This window comes from Kribbella sp. NPDC059898 (assembly GCF_042730855.1).
In the GTDB taxonomy this organism is placed as follows: Bacteria; Actinomycetota; Actinomycetes; order Propionibacteriales; family Kribbellaceae; genus Kribbella.
The window spans coordinates 61,830-88,737 of sequence record NZ_JBHWKR010000002.1 but is presented as its reverse complement, the minus strand read 5'-3'; the positions used below and the strand labels follow the sequence as shown (position 1 = coordinate 88,737).

Sequence of the window (26,908 nt, the reverse complement as noted above, 5' to 3'; positions counted from 1 at the left end):
CCGGCTTCGACGTGTTTGATGTGAACACGCTGACGCTGGTCTTCGGTACGACGGGGTTGTACTGCCTGTGGCGGCTGGCGACCGGGCGCGGGCGGGGGATCGAGGTCTTCACCGATGTGAACCATGTCGTGATGAGCGCGGCGATGCTGGCGATGTTGTGGTTGCCTCTGGACGGTGTCGCCCGCTGGGTGCAGGTGGTGGCGTTCGGGGGAGCGGCGGTCGTGTTCCTCCGGCACCTGGCGAGGTCGGCTGACGTCGCCGTACGGGCCGGGGCGCTGATGCATGCGGCGATGAACCTCGGCATGGTCTGGATGCTGAGCACGATGCCGATGGCGCTACGGACGTGGACAGGCATGCTGAGCTGGGTCGTCACCGGCTCGCTCGCCCTCGCCGCGGGCTGGTGGGTACTGCGCGCGACCCGCTGCTCAGGCCACCGGCTGATGTGCTGCTGCCACGCCCTGGCGACCGCCGGAATGGTGGTAATGCTGGCGATGATGAACCCGGTCCTGTGAACCTGGCTGCACGCCTTCGTCCTCGACTAGTAGCAGCGGATCTCGAACAGGGCGGCGGGAACGTCGCCCTGGCTCGCGACGATTTCGACGGAGAGGTCGGTTGTCTCGAGGGGCGGGTCGAAGGCGATCGTACGGCGGGTCTGGTGGTTGTCGGTGTGCTCCGCGACGACAGTTTGGCCCGACCGTACGACGTAATGCTTGGCACAGAACGGCATCGCGTGCTCGAGGTGGTTCCACAGCGCCGATTCCATCGCGTGGTCGAAGTCCGTGTCGAAGCCGAGCTCGACGCGGGCGATGCGTCGGGTGTCGTGCCAGTGCAGGTGAACGGTGGGCCGGCTGTCATCGGGGTCGGCCACCCAGGCGTTGGGGTGTGCGGTCGGGCGCGCGTGGCCGTTGCGGACGTTCTCGACCGGCCACGCGTGCACCGGCGGGTCGACGGACAGGGCGAAGTTGTGTCCGCCGGGACGACGTTCCGGCGTCCAGAACTCGACTCGCGGGCGACCGACGCTGTCGTCGGCTTCCTGCGTCGACTTGTGCTCCAGGGAGACCAGGCCGGTGACACGTCTCGTGGTGGTTCGGACCGCCACGTCGTCGTTCTGTATCAGCACCAGGAAGACGTACCGCGGCTCGTCGACGAAACCTTCGATGTCCACCTTCAGCTGTTGCCCCAGGCCCGCATCCAGCGAGAACCGCCGGCTGCCGAGGACGACATCCGGCGTGTAGTCGTCAGGCTGACTGCCGGTCCGGAGCTCGACTGTGAGCGTCGTCGGCGCTGCGACGTCGACGGTCACCGTCAACTGAGGCAGAGGCCCCGCGGGCAGCGGCAGCAACTGGGCCCGCGAGTGGTTCAGCGGTACGACGGGACCGTCGTCGGGCAAGGTGGAGAGAACTAGCGAGCTCGAGGCCGACACAACGGCGGCCCGCTGCGCCAGGTCGTCGGGGTCTTCGAGGCGTACGCCGGGGATGTGCTGCCCGGTGCGCAGCAGTTCCCGTTGCAGCGTGCGCATCCGCTCCGGCTCCACCAGGTCGGCCGGCAGCAGCCCGTCGCGAGTGCAGAGTACGGCGGCCATCCCGGCCGCCTGACCGAGCTGCGCGCAGGTCGCCATCACCCGGGTCGACGCGAACGCGACGTGCGAGACGCTGATGATCCGGCCCGCCAGCAGCAGATTGCTGACATCGCGGGAAACCAGCGAACGATAGGGGATCTGGTAGACGCCGCGCGGATGCAGATGGCTGCTGCCCGCGTGCTCGCTGAACACCCCGTCGGCCGGATGCAGGTCGATCGACCAGCCGCCGGAGGCGATCGTGTCGTCGTGCCGGCGCTGTTCGACCAGGTCGTGCTGCGTGAGCATGGTGAGGCCCTCGAAACGGCGGCTCTCGCGCTTGCCGGGGATCAGGCCGACCCACTCGAGCGTCAGCGTCTCGGCCTCGGGGAACTCACCGGAGTTCTTCAGGTGGTTCCAGACGCCGTACACGACCTTCCACAGCTCCCACTTGATCTCCTCGGTGTCGTGCACGGTGTCGAGCCGGCCGCCGTACTCGATCCACCACAGCCGGCACCCCTGCACCTTGGTGTTGAAGCTCCGCCACCTCGGGATCTTCGTGATGTCGTCCAGCGCGTAGTCGGGCGGCGTGAACCGCACCGGTACGCCGACGTCCTTGCTGTAGAAGTAGATCGACTGCCCGAGCAGCCCGCCGTACGACTCCGAGGGCGCGAACAGCTCGCCGAACTCCTCCTTCGACTCGGCACCCATCCGGTACGCCGCCCCGGCGAGGTAGCCGAGGACGCCGTCGCCGGACGCGTCGCAGAACATCGGCGCGGAGAGCTCGTACCGCTTGGAGTTCTGACTACAGAAGGCCGTCACCGAGGTGATCCGCGAGCCGTCCTTCGACACCGCGGTCGCGGCCGTGTTGAGCAGCAGTGTGATGTTGTCCTCGGCAACGACCTTGTCGAGCAGCACCGCGTCGAAGAGGACCGCGTTGCCCTCGGGGTTGCGGAACGTGTTCTCGACCAGGAGCTCGTCGATCACGCCGCCCTCGCGCGACCAGCGGTTGTTGTTGAACATGTGTGCGGTGGCTCCGAGCGCCCACAGCCGCACTTCGCTGGACGCGTTCCCGCCGAGCACCGGCCGGTCCTGGACCAGGACGACCCGGGCTCCGGCGCGGGCCGCGGTGATCGCCGCGCAGGTGCCGGCCAGACCACCTCCGACGACGACCAGGTCGGCTCGCAGGTGCTCGGTACGGAACGCGCGGCCGGCGGTGGCAGGTTCGCGGACGATGCTCATGGCACCTCGGTTCGGTCGATGTTGGCGGCGGCGTCGGTCAGAGCGGCCTTGAGCCCGGGTACGTCGTCGTTGCGGAACTTGCCGGCGAACCCGACGCCGGCGTACGCCGTGTCTCCCACCGGTACGGCGAGCGTGCGGCGCCCGAGGTCGGTGGTCACCAGCGCGTGCCCCTCCTCGCGGACCTGCGCCAGCCTGCGGAACAGTGCGTCCAGGTCCGGCGGGTCGAAGTTCAGCGGCAGCAGCGGCGGCTCGGTCGGCTCGTACAGCTCCCGTACGGACTCCTCGGGCTGCTGGGCGAGCAGCACCAGCCCGATACCCGACGACGCGGCCGGGAACGGGAAGCCCTGCACGATGCCCCGGTCCGCCGGACTCTGCGGGTTGACCTGATACAGGTACGACGTCTGATCGCGCCAGAGCACGCCGAGCGCGACGACATGGCCGTACTTGTGCAGCGGCGGCAGATACCGGACCGCCCGGTTGACCAACCCAGAACCGAAGAGGCTCTGGGCGGCCAACGCGTGAATGCCGGGACCGGGACGGTACTTCCGCTGCGCGTCCTGCTCGGCCAGCCCCATGGACGCCAGCGTGCCGAGCAGCCGATTCACCCTGGTCGGCTCCAGCCGCAACAGCCGCGCCAGCTCCCGCGACCCGACCGGCTCGGTGCAGAGCGACAGCGCCTGCAGACAGGCGAGCCCATCCATCAACGACTTGTTGGGCTGCGCCGGAAGCTTCACGGTGCTTTTATAGCACCATCAGCCGGGGTTGGCGAGTCAGTCGTGGACGCGGATGACCGTCTTGCCCTTGGTGCGTTCGGTGGAGTTGAAGGTGGCGACGGCCTCGTCGAACGTGACCACCGCGCCGATGTTGGTGCGGAGACGGCCGTCGCGAACGCGTTGGACGACCTCGGTCAGCTGGCTGCGGTCGGCCTCGACGACGAAGTCGATCGCGAGGCCGTCGGCGGGGCGGTGCTCGACCGGGCCGACGATCGAGACGAGCGTGCCGCCGGGGCGGATCAGGGCCGCGGAGTACTTCTGGATGTCGCCGCCGATCACGTCGAACACCAGGTCGACGCCGCCGACGTCCGCCAGGGTGTCGTTGCCGAGGTCGAGGAATTCATGAGCGCCGAAGTCGAGCGCCTTCTGCCGGTCGGCGGCGCGTCCGGTACCGATGACGTAGGCGCCGGCCTCGCGCGCGAGCTGCGTCACCATCGTCCCGACCGCCCCGGCCGCGCCATGGGCGAGCACGGTCTGGCCCGCGCGCAACCGCCCATGGTCGAACAGCCCCTGCCACGCGGTCAGCCCGGAGATCGGCAGGCTCGCACCCACCGTGAAGTCGACGTCGCCCGGCAGTGGGGCGAGGTTGCGCGCCTCGACGGCGACGTACTCGGCCAGCGTGCCGTCGCGATGCCAGTCGGTCAGGCCGACCACCCGCTGCCCGATCGACAGCCCGGTCGTGCCGTAACCGAGCGCCGTGACCACCCCGGCCAACTCGTGCCCGGGAACGGACGGCGCCCGGTCGTGGCCGGCGCGGTCGGTCCAGGTCGACGGCCACTCCAGCTCGGTCGGGACCCATCCCGACGCCCGGACCGCCACGACGACGTCGTTGATCGCTGCCGGCGGCTGAGGACGCTCGGTCAGCGTCATCCCGGCCGTCCCCGCGGCCTGGTCCGTCACCACGATCGCCTTCATCAGAACCTCCCAAGATTGGACTATTTCGTCCAGAACGATACACCGTGACGGCCCCGGCCGGTAGTGTTGGGACCGTGACTGGAGGAACCGCCGCCGACGCGCCGTCCCGCCGCCTGACGGCGCGCGGCGTCGCGACCCGGGCGCGCATCGTCGAGGCCGCCGCGGACCTGATGTACATCCGTGGGGTCAACGCGACCACCCTCGACGATGTCCGGGCGGCCAGTGGGACGAGCAAGTCGCAGCTCTACCAGCACTTCGCCGACAAGGACCAATTGGTCCGAGCGGTCGTCGCGCTCCGGTCCGGCCAGGTTCTCGAACGCGAGCAGGGCTACCTGGAACGCCTCCGCTCGTTCCGCGGCCTGCTGCGCTGGCGGGACGCTTTGGTCCAACGCAACGCCCTGCAGAACGGCGCGTACGGCTGCGCCCTCGGCTCGATGGCCAGCGAACTGTCCGACCAAAACGACGAGGCCCGCGCCACCCTGGCCGAGACCTTCGCGGAGTGGACCGGCCTGATCGCCGGCGGCCTACGCCGCATGCAGGCCGCCGGCACTCTCGCCGAAACCGCCGACCTCGACAAACTCGCCGTCGGCCTGATGGCCGCACTCCAGGGCGGCTACCTCCTCGCCGAGACCCAGCACGACATCGCCCCGATGGAGACCGCCCTCGACATGGCGCTCGACCACATCCGCTCGTTCCTCACGACCTAACGTCGTGCGGCATCGATCAGTAGGAGAGGTAGTTCCGCTGGGTGGCGATGTGGTCGGCGATGTACTTCGCGTCGTGCCACACGCCCCAGATGAAGCTGGAGCCGCGCCGGGAGAGCCAGGGGAGGCCGACGAAGTAGACGCCTGGTTCGGTGGAAACGCCGCGGCGCTGGCGAGGCCGGCCGGCGTCGTCGAAGGCGTCGACCTGGAGCCAGCTGTAGTCGGTGGCGTAGCCGGTGGCCCAGAGGATGCAGCTGATGCCGGACAGGTCGAGCTCAAGGAGCGGATCGGTGACGGACTCCGGGTCTGGGCCGAGTTCCCGGGCCGACGGTTCCTCGGGGAGGTCCAGGCCGTTGCGTTCGACGTACGCGTCGGCCTGGTCCAGTAGAGCCAGGTAGTTCGCGTCGCCGCGGGCGATGTTCTCGCCGAGGTCGTTCGCGAACCGCAGTACGCCGTCGCCGTACGACGCGGTCATGCCGGCCAGCCGGATGCCGCTCGCGGCCAAGGCGCGGAAGTCGACGGTGTGGCCGCCGTTCGCGCCGCTGACCGCGATCGTGACGTGCTCGGCCCCGGCCGGCGGCGTCTCCAGGTCCCAGAGGCCGAGGACGCCGAGCCACCAGCAGAAGTCCCGCCCGCGGTAGCTGCGCGGCGGCCGGTCGTGCGGGCCGACCGAGAGGTACACCTGCCGCCCGGACCGGCGGAGCTCGTCGGCGATCTGTACGCCGGACGAGCCGGCGCCGACCACGAGTACGGCGCCCTCGGGCAGCTGGCCGGGGTTGCGGTACGCGTTCGAGTGCAGCTGCACCGGGCCCGCGTCGGCCGGGACGATCGGGGGGATGACCGGCCGCTGGAACGGCCCGGTCGCGGCGACCACGAAGCGGGTGTCGATCGTCCCGTCCGAGGTCTCCAGCCGGAACCCGGGCCGGCCGTCGTGCCTGCGGACCGACGTCACCTCGACGCCGGTGCGGATCGGCGCGGAGATCTTCTCGGCGTACGCGACGAAGTAGTCGGCGACCTGGTCCTTCCCGGCGAAGCCGTCCGGGTCCAGGTCGTAGAACTCCAGCCCGGGAAAGCGGTCGTGCCACGCGGGCCCGTTCGCGACCAGCGAGTCCCAGCGCGCGGTCCGCCAGCGCTCGGCGATCCGGTCGCGTTCCAGGACCAGATGCGGTACGCCGAGGTTGCCCAGGTGCTCGCTCATCGCGACGCCGGCCTGCCCCGCGCCCACGACGACGACCTCCACCTCCAGGTTCGACATCCCCAACCTCCAGTCCGCCGTACTCACTGTCTCGCTTCGATCCTCAGCGTCCGGCAATCCCCCTGTCCAACAGATCTTCCTGGCGTTCTAGTTCCGCTCGATCGATGCAAGGCCTAGAGTGAGCCATGGCCCAGTACACGCTCAGGCAGCTGGAGTACTTCGTTGCCGTGGCGGAGGCGGGCAGTGTGACCGCCGCCGCGCAGTCGATCCACCTGTCGCAGTCGGCCCTGTCCACGGCGCTCGTCGAGCTGGAGCGGGCGCTCAACGTGCAGCTCCTGCTCCGGCACCACGCCCGCGGCGTCACGCTGACCTCCGCGGGTGAGCAGTTGCTGGCGGCGAGCCGGCGGCTGCTGCGGCAGGCGGCCGAGCTGGCGGACGAGGCGCGCGGCCTCGGTGACGAGGTGAGCGGGACGCTGCACCTCGCCTGCTTCGGCGTACTGGCGCCGTATCTGCTGCCGGAGTTGCTCGCGGAGGCGGCCGAGCGGCTGCCCGGGCTGGCGGTGAACACGAGCGAGGTGGACCTGGAGGAGCTGGTCGAGGGGGTGGCGAGCGGCCGGTTCGAGATCGCGGTCGGGTACGACATCACCTCGGACCCGCGGGTGGAGGTCACCTCGCTGTACACGTTGCCGCCGTACGTGCTGCTGCCGCGCACACACCGGCTCGCCCGGCGGAAGAAGGTGAAGCTGGCCGAGCTGGCGGACGAACCGCTGGCGTTGCTGGACCTGCCGTACAGCCGGGACTACTTCACCGGGATGTTCCGCGCGGTCGGCCTGAATCCGACGCCCCGGTTCCGCTCCACGAGTGCGGAGACCTGCCGCGCGCTCGTCGCCCGCGGACTCGCCTACACGGTGCTGAACGTCCGCCCGCGCAGCTCGGGCCGCCCCGACGCGCGCGAGGTGGTCGCGGTCGACATCGCGCACGAGGCGCCGGCGCTGGACGTCGTACTGATCAAGGCTACCGGCGTCCGTTCGACCCGGCGGGTGGCCGCGGTCGAGGAGCTGATCGGCGACCTCGTCGACCGTGGATCGATTGCGTCGATGTTCGGGGCCAAATAGATCGTCTCGACAGCACCCGTCAGGCTTCCTACGCTCGGTGGTATGACGCACGCAGCGGAGCCGATCGTCGTCGGCGGCCACACCCGGATCCGTCCGTTCAACACCCGCGACACCTACCCCGAGCAGAACCTCGACAACGACCTCTGCCAGGCCGTCGTGGCCGGCAACACGGTCTACGTCCGCGGGCAGATCGGGCAGGACCTGGACACCAGCGAGTCGGTCGGTGTCGGCGACGTCGAGGCGCAGACCGAGCGGGCGATGGCGAACATCGACCTGCTGCTGCGCGAGGCGGGCGCGCGGATGGAGCACCTGGTCAAGCTGACGATCTACCTCGTCGACCCGCGCTACCGCGAGACGGTGTACCGGACGATCGGCCGCTGGACGAAGGGCGTGCACCCGATCTCGACCGGCATCGTGGTGTCCGCGCTGGCCCGCCCGGAGTGGCTGGTCGAGGTCGACGCGATCGCGGTGATCCCGTGACGTTCTCGGTCCTGGGCACCGACGGGAACGGCGCTGTCGGCATCGCGGTCACGTCGTCGAGCCCGGCCGTCGCGGCCCGCTGCGTCCACCTGCGCGCGGGCGTCGGCGGAGCGTCCTCGCAGAACATCACCGATCCCCGGCTCGGCACCTTGCTGCTCGACGAGCTGGCGAACGGCGCGGACGCGCGGACCGCGCTCGAGAACGTCGTACGCGACCGTGAGCTGATCGAACACCGCCAGCTGACCGTCCTCTCCCTGGACGGAGACGGCGCGGCGTACTCCGGTGACCAGGCGCTCGGCCTGCACCGCGACCGGGTCGGGACCCAGGTGGTTGCTGCTGGCAACATGCTGGCCGGGCCGGCGGTCGTGGGCGCGATCGTCGAGGCGTTCGAGTCGTCGACCGGAGAGCTGGAGGAGCGCCTGCTGACGGCATTGGAGGCAGGCCTGAAAGCCGGTGGTGAAGCCGGGCCCGTCCACTCCGCGGGGCTTTCCGTCGTCCGGCGGGTGCCGTGGCGCGAGACTGATCTGCGGGTCGACTGGAGCGACGAGCCGATCGGGGATCTGCGCGCGCTGCTCGACCGCTGGCTTCCGCAGCGCGACGACTACGTCACGCGCGGGCTCAACCCGGCCGCGGCACCGTCGTACGGCGTACCCGGCGATGAGTGACACCCGGCTGCACGCCGCGCGGACGGTCGCGGCCGACGCCGAGCGGTTGATCCAGCTCTCCGAGCAACTGCATGCCCATCCCGAAACGGCCTGGCAGGAGCACCGTTCGGCACGCTGGGTCGCCGAGGCGCTCGACGAGGCCGGTTTCACGGTCACCTCGGCGTACCTCGGGCTCGAGACGGCGTTCCTCGCGACGTACGGCAGTGGGCCGTTCCGGCTCGGGCTGTGCGCCGAGTACGACGCGCTGCCGGGTCTCGGGCATGCGTGCGGGCACAACCTGATCTCGGCGATCACGGTCGGCGCGGCCCGCGCGCTCGCGCCGTTGGCGGACGCGGCCGGGCTGACGATCGAGGTGTACGGCACGCCCGCGGAGGAGGGCGGTGGCGGCAAGATCGAGCTGCTCGACCGCGGCGCCTTCGCCGGGCTGGACCTGGCGATGATGGTGCACCCGGCGCCGGTGGACGTCGCGGAGGCCGAGCCGTTCGCGGTGTCGCACTCGCACATCACGTACCAGGGCAAGGCCGCGCACGCCGCGGCGTACCCGGAGCAAGGTGTCAACGCCGCCGACGCCTTCACGATCGCCCAGGTCGCGATGGGCCTGCTCCGCCAGCAGCTCCCGCCGACAGTGCGCGTGCACGGTGTGATGACGAACGGGGGAGAGGCCCCGAACGCGATCCCGGCCCGCACCGAGGGGCGTTGGTACGTGCGCGCCGAGTCGCTCGCACAGCTCGCCGAGACCGAGGAGAAGGTACGGCGCTGCTTCGAAGCCGGGGCGCTCGCCACCGGCGCCACGCTCGACATCGCCCCGGAGAGCAAGCCATACGCCGAGTTCCGCACGTACGAGCCCGCGTTGCAGGCGTACGTCAGCAACGCCGAGGCCCTGGGCCGAGTATTCGATCCGGGGACGCCGGCCCGCCGGATGAACCGCGCCTCGACCGACATGGGCAACGTGTCGCAGATCGTGCCGGCCATTCATCCGTATGTCGGGATCGGGTCGCTGCCGGCGCTGAACCACCAGCCGGAGTTCGCCGCGCACTGCGTCGGCGGCGACGCCGAGAAGGCACTGCTCGACGCCGCGACCGCGCTCGCGTGGACCGCGCTGGACATGGCCGTGGTGGATACGGCCGCGCGATGATGCGGACCGAGTCCGACTCACTCGGTCCGTACGACGTCCCGGCGAACGCCTACTGGGGCGTGCACACCGCGCGGGCGCTGACGAACTTCGCGGTCAGCGGCACCCCGGTCGGCAGTCATCGCGAACTCGTCGCCGCGCTCGGCGCGGTCAAGCTCGCCGCCGCCCGGGCGAACCACGACCTCGGCCTGCTCGATGACCGCCGCTACGCCGCGATCGCCCAGGCCGCCGAGGACGTGCGGACCGGGCAGCTCGACGACCAGTTCGTCGTCGACGTCCTCCAGGGCGGCGCCGGTACGTCGACGAACCTGAACGCCAACGAGGTGATCGCGAACCGTGCGCTGGAACTCCTCGGGCTGCCGCGGGCGGCGTACGACGAGGTGCATCCGCTCGACCACGTGAACCGGTGCCAGTCGACGAACGACGTGTACCCGACGGCGGTCCGGCTCGCGCTGATCGCGGCGATCGACCGGCTCAGCGGGGCGGTCGTGGCGCTGGCGGACGCGTTCGCGGCGAAGGCGGTGGAGTTTCGCGCCGTACCGAAGATCGGGCGGACGCAGTTGCAGGACGCCGTACCGATGACGGTCGGGCAAGAGCTCGGGGCGTTCGCGGTGACGTTGCGGGAGGAGCTGGCGCGGCTGGAGGACTCGCGCGGGCTGCTGTGCGAGATCAACCTCGGCGCCACGGCGATCGGTACAGGGATCACGGCGCATCCGGGGTATCGGGAGCGGGCGGTCGCGCAGTTGGCGGAGATCACCGGGCTGCCGTTGGTCGGGGCGCGGGACCTGGTCGAGGCGACCGGCGACACCGGGGCGTTCGTGCAGGTGTCGAGCGTGCTGAAGCGGATCGTGGTGAAGGCGTCGAAGATCTGCAACGACCTGCGGCTGCTGGCGTCCGGGCCGCAGGCCGGGCTGGCGGAACTGCGGTTGCCGGCCCGGCAGGCGGGGTCGAGCATCATGCCCGGCAAGGTGAATCCGGTGATTCCGGAGCTGGTAAACCAGGTCGCGTTCTGGGTGATCGGCACGGACGTGACGGTCACGATGGCGGCCGAGGGCGGGCAGTTGCAGCTCAACGCCTTCGAGCCGGTGATCTGCCATGGGCTCTTGCAGGGCTTTGCGTGGACAGCCGCGGCGTTCGACGCACTGCGAGAGCTGTGCGTCGACGGCATCACGGTCGACGAGGTCGCCCTCACAGCGGTTGCCGCGCGCAACGTAGGCCTCGTCACCGCGCTCACGCCGTACCTCGGCTACACCCGCTCCGCAGAACTCGCGAAGGCGGTCCTCGCCGGCGCGGGCGACGTACGTACCCTAGCCCTGGCTACCGGCGACCTGACGGCTGAGGAGCTGGACACCCTCCTCAGCCCGCAGGTTCTCGCCAATCTTCAGTGGCAGCAATGATCTGAGGTGCTGGTCGGGCGGGGTGCGTCGAGGGCTGGGTTCTGGTTGAAGAAGCCGCTGGGTTTGAGGGTGAAGCCGGTGTAGTCGACCGGCATGATCGGCCAGTCCTCCGGGCGCGGGAAATGCGTCAGGCCGAACGTGTGCCAGACGACGATGTCCGTCCCGTCGATGTCGCGGTCCGCCTGCGTCCAGGTGTCGATCCCGGTGTTTCCCCTGTTCTGGTTGACGAATCGCCCTGACGGGTAACGCTCGGCATCGTCCTGCGCCGTCACCCACAGGTGCTTCGTGGTGAACGCCGCCCGCCGCGCGATCGACGACGACGGATCGGCCAGCAGCGTCGGCTGCCCCTCGGGATGCAGTGTGTACCCGACCGGCTGCCCGAGCGCGTTCGTCACCTGCGGATTCACCAGCTGCCAGGTCCGCCCGACCGCCCCGTCCGCGAGCCGCGCCGCCTCACCTTCCGTCCGCAGCCGCGTCGCCTGCCGGGTGAACGCGTTGCCGTACGGGTTCTCGTCCGACACCGGCACCCGTACGGCGTCCACCTCGTCGACCGCGTTGCCGACTCCGTCGATCATCAGGTCGAGCCGCGCCGAGAACAGGTGCTGGTGGTACGGCGCCCCCACGCCCGGCGCGATCTCGCTCGCCCACGGATACCCGGCCCCGGGGTACGCCGACGCGAACACGACCCCGGTCGCCTTGCACTCGAGCTCGATCGTGCCGTCGAGGTACAGGTACCAGTAGAACCCGTAGTCGTAGTTGCCGACCGTGATGAAGAACGAGATCACCAGCCGCCGCTGCCGCCGGGTCGAGCTGGTGCCGTTGTAGGAGTCGGTGTGCTTCCAGAGCACCCCGAAGTCCTCCTCGTGCATACAGATCGCGTTCTCGATCGGCCGCGGCAGCCCGTTGTCGTCGGCAACGATCGCGTCGAAGTAGTGGATCTCGCCGAGGCAGTCGCAGCCGAGCGCCAGCGAGTTCGCCTCCTTGCCGAGCGAGTACTCGCCGGCGTCGAAGTAGTTCTGCCAGAACCGCACCGGCGACGGGTCGCCGTACGGCACCACCATCTCGGCGACCGAGGCGCGGTACACGATCGGCCGCACCCGGTCCTGGGACCGGTCGTGGAAGCCGAGCTGGTGCAGCGTCAGCCCCTCGACCTGGTCGAACCCGATCCGGAACTCCCAGTTCTCCCAGCGCACCAGGTCGCCCTCGACGGCGAAGCTCGGCCCGTCGGGCTGGGTGATCACGATCGGCCGCTGGCTGGTCCGCTCGGGCACCGTGCCCGGGCCGCGCTCGAAGTCGGCCCGGTCCAGCGGTACGTCGAACTCGCCGGCGTCGATCAGCTCGACGACCTCGCCGGTGTTCAGGTCGACGTACGCGACGATGCCGTCGATGGGATGTGCCCAGACGTTGTCGTCGTCGTCCAGCTGCAGGAACGACAGGCAGCGCACCAGCCGGCGCCCGTCCTCGCCGGGGAGCTCGAAGTGCCCGGCGCTGAGCGCGGAGATCCGGATCCGCTCGGGGGTGGTCAGGCCGCGGCGGGCCATCGCGGCGCACCACTTCTCGTCGGCCCAGAGGATCCGCTCGACCAGGTCGAACTCCTCGCCCATGATCGGCGGCTGTCCCTCGTCGACCAGGTCGACCTCGCGGCGGGACACGACCTCGCCCTCGGTCAGCGACACGACGACCTCGGTCACGATGCCCGTGCCGCGTTCGAGCAGTACCGAGCACACGCGCCGGTCCCAGGGCCGCCCGGGCTGCCAGGCGAGGACGTCCGCCTTGCCCGGTTCGGCGAGCTGGACCAGCGGGAAGCGGGTCGCCGGACCGATCAGGCCGGCCGCCTCCAGGATGCTGCGGTTGTGGTCGATCTCCGCGGCGCTCAACCGGTCGAGCGGGTGCGTCGGGCCGGTGGTACGGGCGAGGCCGGGGTTGGCGATGGTCGTCATGCGACGCCGCTCCTGTCGTGAGTGGTGTGGTCGGTCGGGTCGAGCGAGACGGCACGGCGTACGGGCGCACCGCGCAGGTAGCCGATGATGCCGAGGGCAAGCAGTACGACGAGCGTGCCGATCGTGAACAGCTCGAACGTGCCGCGGCTGACGCCCCAGACGTCGTGGAAGCCGTACTCGATGCCGAACAGCGGCTCGAGCGTGCCCGGGAAGATCGCGACCCAGGAACCGAGCACGATCCACGCGAAGCACAGCCAGCCCATCGCCGCGAACCACCGGTCCGGGACGGGCACGCGGAACGGGCGCGGGCGGTCCGGGTCGACCTTGCGCAGCCGGATCGCCGCCGGGATGACGAGCAGGTACGAGAGCAGGAACGTCGTGATCGCGATCGTGAGTACGACGCCGAAGATCGCCCCGGCGCTGCCGCTGACCTTCATCGCGACCAGCATGAACACGGTCGCCACGGTGCCGGACAGGAAGTTGACCCGCACCGGCGTACTCAGCCGGCGGTTGAAGATGCCGAAGAAGCCGCCGAAGAACGCGCCGTCCGCGGCCGCGATCGCCTGCATCCGGTCCGAGATGATCATCCACGCCGCGCCCTGCGTCATCAGGACGAACACCAGGCAGACGGACAGCCCCTTGAGCATCACGTCCGCCGCGCCGCCGTACACGCTGAACACAGTCGCGGTGGCGTCGAAGAACCCGCCGATGCCGGTGATCATGTCCTTCGGGACCACCAGCAGGATCGAGAAGATTGGCAGCAGGTAGCACAGCGCGGCGATGCCGCTGGACCGCAGGATCCCGAACGGTACGTCGCGCTTCGGGTTCTTCATCTCGCCGGCGGCGCTGTTGCCCGACTCGAAGCCGAGGTACGCGAAGAGCAGTAGCGGCGTTGCGCCGAACAGCCCGGTCAGCGTGGGGGAGAAGTCGTGGATCGACAGGTCCGCGATGCCGTTCTTGGCGGCGTACAGCGCCGCGGTGCCGACGAAGAAGATCAGCAGCGCCACCTTCAGGATCGCGCCGACGGTCGGCAGCCACTTGCCGTACCGCAGGCTGACGATCGCGGCGAGGACGGTCAGCCAGATGAAGACCAGCTTGAACACGTAGTCGGCCGTCGACCCGGCGGCGATCTTGGTGAGGTTGATGTTCCAGCCCTCGGTCGCGAGGAAGGCCATCGACCCGCCGACCCAGACCGGCTGTGTGACCCAGGTCAGCAACGCGGCAATCGCGCCGGCCTTGCGCCCGAAGGCGTCGCGGACCCACGTGTACGCGCCGCCCTCCTCGGTGAAGGCAGCTCCGGTCTCGGCGAAGATCAGGCCGTACGGGATCAGGAAGAGCGCGGCGAGGACGAGCGTCCACGTGAACGCCTCGGCGCCGTACGTCGAGACCTGGCCGAGCGTCTCGAGTCCGACCACGGCGGCGATCAGCAGGAACACCAGGTCGAACCGGCCCAGCGTCTTGAGCAGCTTGGACTCTTGCTCCTGGGCGAGAGCGGTGGGGGTGGCGGACATCGCGGTCCTCCTGTCAGTGGTGGACGGCGACGCCGTCGACGTAGGTGGCGAGTACGGTCACGGACGCGAGGTCCGCGGCTTCGAACGGGTCCTGGTCGAGGATGACCAGGTCGGCGGGCGCGCCGACGCGGAGCGTTCCGGTGCCGTCCAGCCGGGCGGCACGGGCGGCGCCCGCGGTGGCGGCGTGGAACGCCGTCGCCACGTCGATGCCCTCGTCAGGCAGGAGCGGAACGGTACGGGCGTGGTCGTCCTGTGCATGCGGATCGCCGTACGGCGCCGTCCGGTGCACGGCGACATGCATGCCCCACAAGGGATTCGGGCTGCTGACGGGCCAGTCCGACCCCATCGCCAGCTCCGCACCGGCCGCCCGCAGCGAGCCGAACGCGAAGTGGTGCCGGCGTTGGGCGTCGGTCAGGTACGGCAGCTTGGTCTCGACGAGGACCTGGTCCTCCCGCGCCCACAGCGGCTGGATGTTGGCGATCACCCCGAGCGCCGCCGGCCGCGGTACGTCGGCCGGGTCGATCAGGTCGAGGTGCGCGAGCTGATGGCGGGCGTCCGGGTGGCGTGGTGCCGCTTCGAGGGCGTCGAGGCACTCGCGGACCGCGCGGTCGCCGACCGCGTGCAGATGCAGGTCGAACCCCTCGGCCGCCAGCCGCTTCACGACCAGGCCGAGGAACTCCGGGTCCACGAAGCTGAGGCCGCGTTCGCCCGGACGGCCGTGGTAGTGGTCGATGACGGCGGCCGTGAGGTTCTCGCAGACGCCGTCCTGCATGATCTTCACCGCGCTCGCCTGGAAATGCGGCCACGCCTCGGCCTCCGCGCGGCGCTGCAACAGCCGGTCGACCTGCGTCAGATCCTCGTCGAGGTTCCACCAGAGTGCGCCGGTGACCTTGGCGGTCAGGCGGTCAGACTCGGCGGCCTCGCGGTACACAGGAAAGAGGTCCGGCATGCCGAGCATCTCGCCGACGGCGGCATCCTGCCAGCCGACGATCCCGAGCGAGTGCAGGTACCGCTGCGCCTCCAGGAGCGCGTCCACCAGCTCGGCCCGGCCTGGCTTCGGAACCAGGTCGGTCACCAGGTCGGCCGCCGACTCCATCAGGAACCCGGTGGCGTGGCCGTGCTCGTCCCGGTGGATGCGGCCGCCGGCCGGATCCGGGGTCGTGTCGTCGATCCCCGCGCGCCGTAACGCTGCGGAGTTGACCCAGACGCCGTGCGCGTCGTGCGACGTGAGTACGGCGGGACGCTCGCCGACGAGCCGGTCCAGCTCGGCGGCCGACGGGAAGCCGCCGGGGAACACGTCGCCGTACCGCCCCGACCCGAGGAACCACTCGCCGTCACCCGGCCGGTGCTCGCTGATCCGGCGGCGGTAGTCCTCGAGGCTGTGGAGGTCGTCCAGGTCGCAGCGCAACCGGTTCAGACCGGCCATCACGGGGTGCGCGTGGGCGTCGACGAACCCAGGCGTGACCACGCCCTCGACGACCTCGGTGCCGCGGTCGACGAGCGCGTCGCAGGCACCGCGACCGAGGGCGACGACGACGCCGTTCCGCACCGCGACGGCATCGGTCGGCGCGGTATAGGCGTCACGGCGGACGACGCCGTGGAACACCAGGTCGGCAGCCATCGTTGCTCCTTCCACCGAGTTCTTTGCTGCTCGTCGCAAAGAATTTGATCAGCTTCCTGTCATCGCACTGCAAAGTTCAGGTTTCGGCAATGTTTCAGAAGACTCGATTCTTTGATGCATGTCATAGATAATTCCGGGGTGGCGCGTCCCAAGGATCAACGTGAGCGGCGTGGCGACCTCGTCCGGGCGGCCGGGCGGGCGATCGCCGAGACCGGTGTCGCCGGCCTGCGCATCCGCGACGTCGCCGCCCAGGCGGGCCTGTCCGCGGGCCTGGTGACCTATTACTACCGCGACCTCGACGAGCTGGTGCTCGACGTCCACGCGGACGCCGTACGCCGCTTCTACTCCGCCCGCCGGGAGGCGATCGACCGGCTGGAGGACCCGCTCCGGCAGCTCGCCGAGCTGGTACGGCGGGGGACGCCGGACGACGTCGACGACCTGCACTTCCGGGTGCTGTACCAGCTCCACGTGCACGCTGCGCGGAGTTCCGCACACGCGGCGCTCATGAGTTCGCTCTGGGAACAGGAGGTGTCGCTCTACGAGTTGGTCCTCGCCCGCGGTGCCGAACGCGGCGTACTCGCGCTGCGGAGCTCGCCGCGGGAGATCGCCGAGACGGTGGTCGCGCTGGAGGACGCGGTCGGGCTGCATGTCGTCGGGCACAACGCCGCTGTGAGCGTCGAGCGCGCTCGCGGGCTGGTCGCGGCGCTCGTGGAGCGCGAGGTCGGATGCTCTCTTGTTACCGCAGTGTGAACTCGGCGGCAGTCATCGACTTTCCTGATCCAGGACGCGTATTTTCTGTGATGGACAGATGGCTCACACCCGGTCGATGGTGATCTGAACCGCCGAGTTCCAGGAGCACCCCATGAGCGCGACATCCGAGAGCACCCGCCGCGAGGCACTCGAGCACCGGACCATCGAGCACATCCCGGTCGACGAACGGCACGGTCGCTGGACCCAGCTGTTCACGATCTGGTTCGGCTCGAACATCATGCTGCTCACGGTCGCGACCGGCGTCCTGGCGACCGCCGTCTACCACCTGCCGGTCTGGGCCGCGATCCTCGCGCTGCTGATCGGCAACGTGGTCGGCGGCGTCGTGATGGCGCTGCACGCCGCGCAGGGTCCGCAGATGGGCGTGCCGCAGATGCTGCAGACGCGGGCCCAGTTCGGGTCGTACGGCAGCCTGCTGGTGGTCACGATCGTCGTGGTCATGTACACCGCGTTCTTCGCGTCGAACATGGTCCTCGGCGGCCAGGCGCTCGCGGACCTCACCCCGATCGGGGAGACGCCGGGCATCGTGCTGGTCGGGATACTCGGGGTCGTCGGCGCGATCTACGGCTACCGCGTGATCCACGCGATGGCCGGCGTACTGAGCGCGCTCGCGGGCCTCGCGCTGGTGGCCGCGTTCGTGATGCTGTTCGCCGTCGTCGGGCTGCCGTCCGGGACGATGTCGAGCGGGAGCTTCGGCTGGGCCGGCTTCATGGGCACGGTGTCGCTCGCCGCGCTCTGGCAGATCGCGTACGCGCCGTACGTCTCCGACTACACCCGCTACATGCCGAAGGACACCGGCGTCCGGGCGGCCTTCTGGGCGACGTACGCCGGCTGCGTGCTCGGCTCGCTGTTCCCGATGCTGCTCGGGGCGTTCATCGGCGCGGCCTGGCCGGACGCCGACACGGTCACCGGCGTCCACACGGCCGGTGGTGCGATCGGTGCGGTCGTCCTCGCGATCTTCGCGATCAGCATCGCCGCCACCAACGCGATGAACCTGTACTGCGGGGCGCTGTCCAGCCTCACCATCGGGCAGACGCTCCGGCCACGCTGGCAGCCGGGCGCCGGCACCCGGATCGCGGTCTGCACCGTGATCTTCGCGGTCGCGCTCGTCATCGCGCTGGCCGGCAAGGGCAACTTCCTGGAGAACTTCGAGAACCTGATGCTCCTGCTGCTCTGCGTGCTGATCCCGTGGACGGCCGTCAACCTGGTCGACTACTACCTGATCCGGCACGGCGAGTACGACATCCCGTCGCTGTTCACGACGAACGGCGGGGTGTACGGGAAGGTCAACGTCCCGGCGGTCGGCTGTTACGTGCTCGGGATCGCCGTACAGGTCCCGTTCCTGTCCAACGCGCTCTTCACCGGGCCGGTCGCGAAGGCGCTGGACGGCGTGGACATCTCCTGGATCGTTGGACTTGCCATCATTGCCCCGGTCTACTACGTGTGGGTACGGGCGACGACGGGTGCACGCGCGCGGATCGCCGCCGAACCGGTGACCACCCAAGGGGACCATGCATGAGCAACCGGACCTACGAGAACTGGCAGGACCTCGCGGCGAAGCTCGAGACGCCTTCGCTCGCCTGGATCGACGGCCCGGTCCCGGCGCTGCGCGGCGCCACCCGCCCGACGGTCGACCCGGCGACCGGCCTGGTGCTCGTCGACGTTGCCGAGTGCGACGCGGACGACGTGGATCGGGCCGTCGCGGCTGGACGGCGCGCGTTCGAGGCCGGGCACTGGTCGAGGGTGCATCCCCGCGAGCGGGCCGCGGTCATGATGCGCTGGGCGGATCTCGTGGTCGAGAATCTCGACCAGCTGGCGCTGCTCGACTGCCGGGATGCCGGCAAGCGGATCGTCGACACCGCGTCGATCGACGTCCCTGGATCTGCGGCAATCCTGCGCTGGTACGCCGAGAGCCTCGACAAGGTGTACGGCGAGGTCGCGCCGACCGGGCCCGGTGACCTGGCAGTCGTCACCCGCGAGCCGCTCGGCGTGGTCGCGGCCGTCGTACCGTGGAACTATCCGCTCGAGATGGCGGTGTGGAAGCTCGCGCCGGCGCTTGCCGCGGGCAACAGCGTCGTACTCAAACCGGCCGAGGACTCGCCGCTGTCGGCGCTGCGGCTGGCCTCGTTGGCGGCCGAGGCCGGCCTCCCCGAGGGCGTGCTGTCCGTTGTGCCCGGGAGCGGACCCGTTGCCGGCGCGGCGCTCGGGCGGCATCACGATGTGGATGCGGTGACGTTCACGGGGTCGACCGCCGTCGGGCGGTTGTTCCAGACGTACGCCGGTGAGTCGAACATGAAGCAGGTGTGGCTCGAGGCCGGCGGAAAGAGCGCGGTCGTCGTACTGGACGACGTCCACGATCTCGACGCGGTCGCGGACGGTGTTGCCGCGGGCATCTTCACGAACTCGGGGCAGGTGTGCTCCGCCACCTCGCGGCTCGTCGTACAGCGGGGTGTCGCGGAGGAACTGATCGGCCGGGTGGTCGAGCGGGCGGCCGCGATCGTGGTCGGCGATCCGCTCGACCCGGCGACGCAGATGGGTCCGCTGGTCAGCGAGCGGCAGGCGCAGCGGGTGCTGGCGCTGATGGAGCGCGGCGCGTCGGAGGCGGGGCAGGCGTACGGCGGCGGCGTGGTCGACGGGGCGGCGACGACCTGCTTCGTCCGGCCGCAGGTGCTGGCCGGGGTGGCGCCGGACGCGTCGATCGCGCAGACCGAGGTGTTCGGGCCGGTGCTGACCGTGCACACCGTCGGGAGTGAGGACGAGGCGGTCGCGGTGGCGAACGGTACGCCATACGCGCTGGCGGCCGGGCTGTGGACCGACGACCTGCGCCGGGCGCACCGGGTGTCGCGCCGGCTGCGGGCCGGCACGGTCTCGGTGAACTGCGTCGACGCGCTGGACGTGTCGACGCCGTTCGGCGGGTTCGGCCACTCCGGGTACGGGCGGGATCTCTCACTGCACGCGCTGGACAAGTTCACCGGGTTGAAGACGACCTGGTTCCACCATGGGTGACACCTACGAGTACGTCGTGGTCGGCGGCGGTACGGCGGGTGCGCTGCTCGCCACTCGGCTCGCGGAGGCGGGCCGCGAGGTGGCGCTCGTCGAGTGGGGGCCCGACGACGAGCACGAACCGCGGGCGCGGGAGCTGCGGCGCTGGGACGAGATGCTCGAGGGGGAGTACGACCTCGACTACCGCTCGAAACCCAACGAGTGCGGCAACTCGCACCTCCGGATGGCGCGGCTGCGGATCCTCGGCGGCTGCTCGACCGCGAACACGATGATCGCCTGGCGCCCGCTCCCCGGCGACCTCGAGGAGTGGGTCAGCCTCGGCGCCGACGGCTGGGGCCCGGACGAGATCCTCCCGCTGTACGACCGCCTCCGAACCCCGATCCACCCGGTCGCGGAGGCAGACCGCAACCCGTACGTCGCCGACGTCGTCACCAGCGCCACAAAGGCCCTCGGCGTACCGGAACAGACCCACTGGAACGACGGCCGCCGCACCGACTCCGCCAACGGCACCGGCTTCTTCGAACTCGGCTACACCCCCGAAACCAACCTCCGCTCCTCCACCTCCATCCACTACCTCCACCCATCCCGCACCACACCCACCGGCCCCAAGGTCCTCCTCGGCCTCCGAGCCGTCCAACTCCTCCTCGACCACCCACCCGCCCCCAGGCCCCCCGCCCCAAGGCCCGCCGCCCCCTCGACCGGGTCCGCCGCCCCTCCCCCCGTGTCCGCCGCCCACGCCACGGGGTCCGCCGCCTCCGCCTCCTCCTCCTCCGCCTCCGCCTCCTCCGCCTCCTCCGCCTCCTCTGCCGCCGCCTCCGCCTCTGCCGGCGGTGGGCCGCGTGTGATGGGGGTGCGGGTGCGCGACGGCGAGGGGGTTGAGCGGGAGATATTCGCTCGGCGGGAGGTGGTCCTGTGTTGTGGGGCGATCGACTCGCCGCGGTTGCTTCAGCTGTCGGGGATCGGTCCGCGTGAGGTGCTCGACGCCGCTGGTGTGCCGGTGGTGGTCGACCTGCCCGGCGTCGGCGAGAACCTGCAGGACCACGTGGAAGGCCTCGTCGTCTGGGAGGCGAAGACAACACCCCCGGACGTCTGCGCGAGCGGCTGGGACGCCGGCGCGATGATCACCCTCGGCCCGGACAACCGCCCCGACGTGATGATGCACTTCCCGGTCGAGCCCTGGGCCGTCCACGCCGAGCGCTACCTCGCCGACCACGCCGAGCCACCCCTCCCCGAACACATCGTCGCGATCGCCCCGAACGTAGCCCGCCCCCGCAGCCGCGGCCGGGTCTGGATCGAGTCCTCCGACCCCGACGCCCCACCCGCGATCGACTACCGCTCCTTCACCGACGACGACGGCTACGACGAACAGATGCTGCTGGAGGGCGTCCGCCTGGCCCGCCGCATCGCCGCCGAGGAACCCATGCGCTCCTGGCTCGTCCGAGAGGTCTTCCCCGGCGAACACGTCGAAGGCACCGAACTCTCGACCATCGAGCGCGACATCCACCAAACCGTCTACCACGTCAGCGGCACCTGCGGCATCGGCCCCGTCGTAGACCCACACCTCCGAGTCCACGGCGTACAAGGCCTCCGCATCGCCGACGCCTCGGTCTTCCCGACCCTCACCTCGGTCAACCCCGTCGTCACCGTCATGCTCGTCGCCGAACGCGCCGCCGACCTCCTTCTCTTGCCCTGACCCCAGGGGCAACGTTGGACACTACGTGCATGATCTTCACCCCCGCCGAACTCACCTACCTCACCGAGCAACCCCTCGGCCGCCTAGCGACCGTCTCACCCGCCGGCGACGTCCAGAACAACCCCGTCGGCTTCTTCGTCGACGCCGACACGATCACCATCGGCGGCCACGCGCTCGGCGCGTCCAAGAAGTTCCGGAACATCCAGCAGGGCAGCACAGTCTCCCTGGTTGTCGACGACCTCGCGTCGATCGATCCGTGGACTCCGCGCGGCATCGAGATCCGCGGCTCCGCGGTCGCGGTGACGGACGTCGACCCACCGCTGCCGTACTTCTCCCGCGAAATCATCCGCCTGATCCCGGCGACGATCATCGCCTGGGGCATCGACGGCCCGCGCGCGACCCGCACGATCGATCAGGAATCGAGAAGCGACCCCGGCCGCGACTTCCTAGCTTAGAGGCATGACAACTCTTGACAGTGTGATTCTGGAAGCAACCGACGTCGCATCGACCGAGAAGTTCCTGGCGGACGCCTTCGGCCTCGCCGAGCAGGTACGGGTCCGCGAGTCCGCCGCCGCATCGAACGGATTCCGCGGCTTCACCTTGTCCCTGACCGTGGCCCAGCCGAGCACGGTGACCAGCCTGTTCGACAGCGCGGTCGCCAACGGTGCGACGGTGATCAAGCCGGTCACCAAGTCGCTGTGGGGGTACGGCGGCACCCTCCAGGCCCCGGACGGGACCATCTGGAAGATCGCCACCTCCGCGAAGAAGGACACCGGCCCGGCCACCCGCGCGATCGACTCCGTCGTCCTGCTGCTCGGCTGCGACGACGTTGCCGCGAGCAAGAAGTTCTACGTCGACCACGGCCTGACCGTCGGCAAGAGCTTCGGCCGCAAGTACGTCGAGTTCGAGGGCGGCGGCCAGGTGAAGCTGGGGCTCTACGCGCGCAAGGCGCTCGCCAAGGACGCCGGCGTACCGATGGAAGGCGATGGATCGCACCGCATCACGCTGGCCGCGGACGGAAGCAGCTTCACCGACCCGGACGGCTTCCAGTGGGAGTCCAACTAGTACGCGGTGCGAAGGCAGCCGAGGCCTTGGTGGCATCCTGCAGCAGCGCGTTGGTGAACGGGATGCCCGCGATGGCGGCGAGCGCGGCCGACCACCCGGCGACGAAGTACTCCCAGCCGTCCACGCACCGCAACCCGGCCGCGCCCGCCTGCTGCAGGAACGTCAGCGGGCCGCGGTAGTTGAAGTCCCACGCGACCGCCCGCTCCGGGAAGGCCGTTGCATCCGGCAACGGTGAAGCCGCCGAGGTCTTCCCCAGCCCGGTCGCGTTGACGATCACCGAACCCGGCGGAGCATCCGCCACGATCGCCGCCACCTCGTCGGCGTCGGACGTGAGCAGCAGCGGTACGGCGTCCTCCGCGAGACCGAGCCCCGCGCACACGGTACGGAGCGCCGCCAGCGAGCTCGCCGTACGACCGACGACGGTGAGTTGCCGGCGCGACGGCCGAAGGACCGGCCTGCTCTGCTCCAGCGACGTGCCGACGTCCAGGCAGACGGCGAGCAGCAGCGCGGTCGCCGCGCCGCCGGCGCCGATACAGACGACGTGCTCCGCGTCGAGCGACCCGCCCGGATCGAGGATCGTTGCCAACGACAACGGATCCCGCGCGTACGCCCGCGGCGTCCCGGACACGGCGAGGCAGTTGAACTCGTGCGTCAGCCCGGCGAGCGGATCGCTCGCGTCCAGCAGCTCGTGACAGGCCTCGAAGATCCGCAGCTTGTGACTGGTCACGACCGCACCGTGGATCGCCGGGTTCGCGCACAGGTCCGTCACCACGCGGCGCAGCTCGTCCGGCCGCACGGTCTCGGGAAGATCGAGACCGCGCAGCTCGGTCCCCGGCACGAGCGACGGCGCCCACGCCGGATGCACCCGATGAATGCTCGACCCCGCCGTACTGATCCCGATGAACACGATCAGCGGCGCGCCACGGTACGCCGCCAACTCGTCGGGTCGCAGCACCCGACCGACCGCACCATCCACCCGGGCATCCTAGGACAGCCCACCGACAGGGGACGGTGCGATCGGAGCGGCGCGGTCAGCGGGTGTGCGGGCGGTGGCCGGGTTCCTGGTGCGGTGTCTGCTGGACGGTCGGGACCACCGGCGGCGGGAGGGTCGCCACCTCGTGCTGTTCGAGTGCGAACTGCGCGACGGTGTCGTCGTACGTCGGGATCCCCTGGGGGAACGAGCGCTTGCCCTGGCCGTCGAGGCGGAGCGCCGACGTGAGGTCCCCGACGGTGGCGCGTCGCCAGGCGCTGATGTTCGGTTCGCGGACACCGAAGCGGCGTTCGAGGAACTTCAGCGTCGACGTGTGGTCGAAGACCTCGCTGCACACCCAGCCGCCCTGGCTGAACGGCGACACGACGATCGTCGGGACGCGGAAGCCCAGGCCGATCGGCCCGGCGATACCACCGGCCGAGGCGGGCAGCGGCGACACCGTGACGTACTCGTCCGGCGTGCCCGGCGGCGGGACCGGCGGGGCGACGTGGTCGAACCGGCCGTCGTTCTCGTCGTACGTGATCACGAACATCGTCTTCTGCCACACCTCGGGGGTGGAGGCGAGCGCGTCGAGGATCGTCGCGATGTACTCCGCTCCGCCGGCGACCAGGTTGTTCGGTCCTTCGGCGCCCTCGGGCAGGCCGTAGACGTTCGGCAGGTACTGCGCGTCCAGCCAGGTGACCGACGGCAGTTCGTCGCGCCGGATCACGTCCGCGACCATCGAGGGGGAGTACCGCACCATGCCGTTGTCGTACAGCGGGTCGCCCGGCTTGGCCTCGGCGAAGTTCTTGAACCAGCCGTGGCCGGTGTCGTACGGGTTGGCGGTGAAGTACTTCCAGCTGACCCCGGCGCGCTGCAGGCGTTCCGGGTACGTCGTCCAGGTGTAGAGCTGCTTCGGCGCGGAACTGTCCAGGACCGGGCCGTTCCCGAGCCCGTGCGGGTCGAGGGTGCCGCTCATCGCCATCACCCGGTTCGGGTGCGTCGGGCCCATCACCGAGCAGTGGTAGTTGTCGCAGACGGTGAACGCGTCGGCGAGCGCGTAGTGGAACGGCAGGTCCTCGCGCGTCAGGTACCCCATCGTGAACGGCCCGTGCGCGCCGTCGCTGGCGGTGTGCTCCACCACCCAGTTGTCCATCGCGCCGTTGTTCCACGACTTGTGCTGCACGTCCCACGCGTGGCCGGTGCCGTACGCCTTCGCGGAGTTCGTGGTCTTGGTGTTCTGCCGGAACGGCATCAGGTAGCCGTCCGGGTGGTTCGGGTCCGGCTGCCGGAACACCGACGCGCCGGACGGCAGCCGCAGCGCGGTCGGGTCGTCGAACCCGCGTACCCCGCGCAGCGTGCCGAAGTAGTGGTCGAACGACCGGTTCTCCTGCATCAGGAAGATGACGTGCTCGATCTGCCGCAGCGACCGGAGCTCCGGCGCGGGCGCTGCGAGCGCCTTCTGCATCGACGTGGGCAGCGCCGTCACCGCGGCCGCACCGGCGGCCGCGCCCAGCAGGCGCCTACGGGTGATCCCTTGCGTTTCCACCATGCTCCACAGCAAAGACCGCGTACGGCGCCCACCGCAGGAAGCGGATGTGCCGTACTGGTGAACACTGCCGAGCCCCACGGTTGCGCGCACTCAGCTGGGTTTCAGGATCTCGGTCACGGGAGCAGCGTCGCGAGGTCCGGGAGACGCTCGTACAGTTCGGGCAGGCCGCGTACGCCGTTCAGCGCCGACTCCTGCGACAGCGCCAGGTCCGGCCCGGTGCTCGCCTCGACGCCCGCGAGGCAGCGGAGGATGTTCCACCGCGTGTGCCCGAGCCAGCCGCCGACCAGGTACACGAACCAGCTCGGTCCCGACGGCGGCAGCGTGCCCCCGCCGGCGGCGTACCCGTCGAGGACCGCACGGAAGATCGCCGGCTCGATGTCGTCCAAGCCCGGCCCCTTCGCCAAGCTCAGCGCAGTCGAGCCGAGCTCGCCGGACAGGTCGAGCAGCCCCGAGAGCTCCCAGTCGAGCACCACCGGCCTGCCGTCCCGAGCGAGCAGGTTCCACGGCTGGATGTCCTTGTGGGTCAGTACGACGGGACCGGGCCGCTCGCAGGTGTCGACGTACCGCGCGATCGCGAGGAACGTCTCAACCCGCGAAGCCAACTCATCAGCCCAGGGCTGCCCCGTCTTCAGGGCCTGCTCGGCGAGCTCGGGCCAGTCGTCCGCCGTGGGCTCGTCCACCGCCCCGTGAGGCCACTCGACGTCGAGCGCGTGAATCCGCGCGAGGATCTCACCCACCTCGAACCCGTACGCCGCCGCCACCGGCGCCTCAGGCACCTTCTCACCCTCGACCCACCGGTGCACGAGCACGTTCCGATCGGCCGAGACCGGCTCCGGCATCGGAACCCCGGCCGCGAACGCCGCCCGCTCGAACCTGAACACATCGTCGACGTAGTACGGCCAACGCCGATCCGCCAGATTCAACTCCTTGACCGCGAACGACCCCTGCTCGGTGTCGTGCCGATACACCCGATTCGCGAACCCACCCTCGACCCGCTCCATCAGGACCGGGTGTTCGGGTAGGTGACGGCTCGGAGGACCTTCGCGGGGGCGCCGGCGGCGACGGAGTACGGCGGGATGTCGCGCGTGACGACGCTGTTGGCGCCGATCACGCATCGCTCGCCGATCGTCACCCCGCTCGTGACGACCACGTTCGCCCCCAGCCAGACGTTGTCGCCGATCCGGGTCGGCCCCTTGGAATCGAACCCCTGCCACGGCACCGGCCGGTCCGGATCGTCGTACCGATGATTGGCGTCGGTCACGAAGCAGCCGTTCGCCAGCATGCAGTGCGATCCGATCTCGACCAGGTCGAGGGCGGCGACCATCACCGCGATGTTCAGGAACGTCCCGTCGCCGATCCGCACCCGCCCGTTGTCGCCGACGGTGATCCACACGTTCGGCTCGAACATCGCGTTGGCGCCGACCTCGAGCCGGCCGTCCTGCAAGGCCTCCAGCACGTTCCCGTGCAGCGGCCACCGCGCGAACGCCTCGCGCCGCATCAGCTCCCAGTGGATCCGCCCGCGGTTCCAGGGCAGCGAGTTCCGCTGGTACCAACGCCACTTCTGCGCCCAGACCTTCAGCTGACCCCGGAGCTCCTCCACCCGCGCCAGGCT

The 26,908-nt window shown here is 70.2% G+C and carries 24 protein-coding genes; 13 read left to right on the top strand and 11 right to left on the bottom strand.

Features of this window, described 5'->3' with window-relative positions; genetic code table 11:
* Positions 1-20 precede the first annotated feature (20 nt).
* Complete coding sequence (locus ACFV9C_RS05975; protein WP_380190968.1) at positions 21-512, top strand: DUF5134 domain-containing protein; 492 nt, start codon at positions 21-23, stop codon at positions 510-512.
* Between the two features lie 26 nt (positions 513-538).
* Here ACFV9C_RS05975 and ACFV9C_RS05970 read toward each other — a convergent pair whose 3' ends face one another.
* Genes ACFV9C_RS05970 through ACFV9C_RS05960 form a run of 3 tightly spaced genes read right to left on the bottom strand, consistent with a single transcriptional unit; the run spans position 539 to position 4,485 of the window.
* The gene (locus tag ACFV9C_RS05970) at positions 539-2,797 is read right to left on the bottom strand and encodes an FAD-dependent oxidoreductase (RefSeq protein ID WP_380190967.1); all 2,259 of its coding nucleotides are present in this window, start codon (positions 2,795-2,797) and stop codon (positions 539-541) included.
* Positions 2,794-3,531: an IclR family transcriptional regulator gene (locus ACFV9C_RS05965; RefSeq protein WP_380190966.1), complete on the bottom strand. Its 738-nt coding sequence runs from the start codon at positions 3,529-3,531 to the stop codon at positions 2,794-2,796. Before ACFV9C_RS05965 ends, ACFV9C_RS05970 begins: the two co-directional genes overlap by 4 nt.
* Before the next feature lie 36 nt (positions 3,532-3,567).
* Entirely contained in the window at positions 3,568-4,485 is a 918-nt protein-coding gene (locus ACFV9C_RS05960; RefSeq protein ID WP_380190964.1) for an NADP-dependent oxidoreductase, read from the bottom strand.
* Positions 4,486-4,559: 74 nt separating this feature from the next.
* Here ACFV9C_RS05960 and ACFV9C_RS05955 point away from each other — a divergent pair, with 74 nt between their 5' ends.
* On the top strand, positions 4,560-5,192 hold the full coding sequence (locus ACFV9C_RS05955; RefSeq protein ID WP_380190963.1) for a TetR/AcrR family transcriptional regulator: 633 nt from the start codon (positions 4,560-4,562) through the stop codon (positions 5,190-5,192).
* A 16-nt stretch (positions 5,193-5,208) separates the two neighbouring features.
* On the opposite strand, the gene ACFV9C_RS05950 is transcribed toward ACFV9C_RS05955, so the two are convergent.
* Complete coding sequence (locus ACFV9C_RS05950; RefSeq protein WP_380190961.1) at positions 5,209-6,444, bottom strand: flavin-containing monooxygenase; 1,236 nt, start codon at positions 6,442-6,444, stop codon at positions 5,209-5,211.
* Positions 6,445-6,569: 125 nt separating this feature from the next.
* Between ACFV9C_RS05950 and ACFV9C_RS05945 the strand changes: the two genes are divergently transcribed.
* Genes ACFV9C_RS05945 through ACFV9C_RS05925 form a run of 5 tightly spaced genes read left to right on the top strand, consistent with a single transcriptional unit; the run spans position 6,570 to position 11,173 of the window.
* Positions 6,570-7,499, top strand: a complete 930-nt coding sequence (locus tag ACFV9C_RS05945) for a LysR family transcriptional regulator (RefSeq protein ID WP_380190960.1) — start codon at positions 6,570-6,572, stop codon at positions 7,497-7,499.
* Positions 7,500-7,541: 42 nt separating this feature from the next.
* Positions 7,542-7,979, top strand: a complete 438-nt coding sequence (locus ACFV9C_RS05940) for a RidA family protein (RefSeq protein WP_380190959.1) — start codon at positions 7,542-7,544, stop codon at positions 7,977-7,979.
* Positions 7,976-8,644, top strand: coding sequence for a DUF1028 domain-containing protein (locus tag ACFV9C_RS05935; protein ID WP_380190958.1), 669 nt, complete (start codon positions 7,976-7,978; stop codon positions 8,642-8,644). Before ACFV9C_RS05940 ends, ACFV9C_RS05935 begins: the two co-directional genes overlap by 4 nt.
* The gene (locus ACFV9C_RS05930; protein ID WP_380190957.1) at positions 8,637-9,779 is read left to right on the top strand and encodes a M20 family metallopeptidase; all 1,143 of its coding nucleotides are present in this window, start codon (positions 8,637-8,639) and stop codon (positions 9,777-9,779) included. Before ACFV9C_RS05935 ends, ACFV9C_RS05930 begins: the two co-directional genes overlap by 8 nt.
* Entirely contained in the window at positions 9,776-11,173 is a 1,398-nt protein-coding gene (locus tag ACFV9C_RS05925) for an aspartate ammonia-lyase (RefSeq protein ID WP_380190956.1), read from the top strand. The genes ACFV9C_RS05930 and ACFV9C_RS05925 overlap by 4 nt, the downstream gene beginning before the upstream one ends.
* Here the strand turns inward: ACFV9C_RS05925 and ACFV9C_RS05920 are convergent.
* From ACFV9C_RS05920 to ACFV9C_RS05910, 3 genes are read right to left on the bottom strand one after another with little or no spacing between them, the layout of a single operon-like run.
* On the bottom strand, positions 11,158-13,113 hold the full coding sequence (locus tag ACFV9C_RS05920; RefSeq protein ID WP_380190955.1) for a primary-amine oxidase: 1,956 nt from the start codon (positions 13,111-13,113) through the stop codon (positions 11,158-11,160). The genes ACFV9C_RS05925 and ACFV9C_RS05920 overlap by 16 nt on opposite strands.
* Positions 13,110-14,624 carry an APC family permease gene (locus tag ACFV9C_RS05915; protein WP_380190954.1) on the bottom strand — a complete coding sequence of 505 codons (1,515 nt, stop codon included), beginning with the start codon at positions 14,622-14,624 and terminating at the stop codon, positions 13,110-13,112. Before ACFV9C_RS05915 ends, ACFV9C_RS05920 begins: the two co-directional genes overlap by 4 nt.
* A 13-nt stretch (positions 14,625-14,637) precedes the next feature.
* Complete coding sequence (locus ACFV9C_RS05910) at positions 14,638-16,245, bottom strand: amidohydrolase (protein WP_380190953.1); 1,608 nt, start codon at positions 16,243-16,245, stop codon at positions 14,638-14,640.
* Between the two features lie 138 nt (positions 16,246-16,383).
* Between ACFV9C_RS05910 and ACFV9C_RS05905 the strand changes: the two genes are divergently transcribed.
* From ACFV9C_RS05905 to ACFV9C_RS05880, 6 genes are all read left to right on the top strand, one after another.
* Positions 16,384-16,995, top strand: a complete 612-nt coding sequence (locus ACFV9C_RS05905; protein WP_380190952.1) for a TetR/AcrR family transcriptional regulator — start codon at positions 16,384-16,386, stop codon at positions 16,993-16,995.
* Between the two features lie 112 nt (positions 16,996-17,107).
* Entirely contained in the window at positions 17,108-18,532 is a 1,425-nt protein-coding gene (locus ACFV9C_RS05900) for a purine-cytosine permease family protein (protein WP_380190951.1), read from the top strand.
* Entirely contained in the window at positions 18,529-20,019 is a 1,491-nt protein-coding gene (locus ACFV9C_RS05895; RefSeq protein ID WP_380190950.1) for an aldehyde dehydrogenase, read from the top strand. Before ACFV9C_RS05900 ends, ACFV9C_RS05895 begins: the two co-directional genes overlap by 4 nt.
* Positions 20,012-21,709, top strand: coding sequence for a GMC family oxidoreductase (locus ACFV9C_RS05890; protein WP_380190949.1), 1,698 nt, complete (start codon positions 20,012-20,014; stop codon positions 21,707-21,709). The genes ACFV9C_RS05895 and ACFV9C_RS05890 overlap by 8 nt, the downstream gene beginning before the upstream one ends.
* A gap of 29 nt (positions 21,710-21,738) precedes the next feature.
* Positions 21,739-22,164, top strand: a complete 426-nt coding sequence (locus ACFV9C_RS05885) for a PPOX class F420-dependent oxidoreductase (protein ID WP_380190948.1) — start codon at positions 21,739-21,741, stop codon at positions 22,162-22,164.
* Positions 22,165-22,168: 4 nt separating this feature from the next.
* Positions 22,169-22,774: a glyoxalase gene (locus ACFV9C_RS05880; protein WP_380190947.1), complete on the top strand. Its 606-nt coding sequence runs from the start codon at positions 22,169-22,171 to the stop codon at positions 22,772-22,774.
* On the opposite strand, the gene ACFV9C_RS05875 is transcribed toward ACFV9C_RS05880, so the two are convergent.
* From ACFV9C_RS05875 to ACFV9C_RS05860, 4 genes are all read right to left on the bottom strand, one after another.
* Entirely contained in the window at positions 22,737-23,750 is a 1,014-nt protein-coding gene (locus ACFV9C_RS05875; RefSeq protein WP_380190946.1) for a hypothetical protein, read from the bottom strand. The genes ACFV9C_RS05880 and ACFV9C_RS05875 overlap by 38 nt on opposite strands.
* 55 nt (positions 23,751-23,805) lie before the next feature.
* On the bottom strand, positions 23,806-25,296 hold the full coding sequence (locus tag ACFV9C_RS05870) for an alkaline phosphatase family protein (RefSeq protein ID WP_380190945.1): 1,491 nt from the start codon (positions 25,294-25,296) through the stop codon (positions 23,806-23,808).
* A 113-nt stretch (positions 25,297-25,409) separates the two neighbouring features.
* Positions 25,410-26,297 carry a phosphotransferase family protein gene (locus tag ACFV9C_RS05865; protein WP_380190944.1) on the bottom strand — a complete coding sequence of 296 codons (888 nt, stop codon included), beginning with the start codon at positions 26,295-26,297 and terminating at the stop codon, positions 25,410-25,412.
* The gene (locus ACFV9C_RS05860; protein ID WP_380190943.1) at positions 26,297-26,896 is read right to left on the bottom strand and encodes an acyltransferase; all 600 of its coding nucleotides are present in this window, start codon (positions 26,894-26,896) and stop codon (positions 26,297-26,299) included. The genes ACFV9C_RS05865 and ACFV9C_RS05860 overlap by 1 nt, the downstream gene beginning before the upstream one ends.
* Positions 26,897-26,908: the final 12 nt, after the last annotated feature.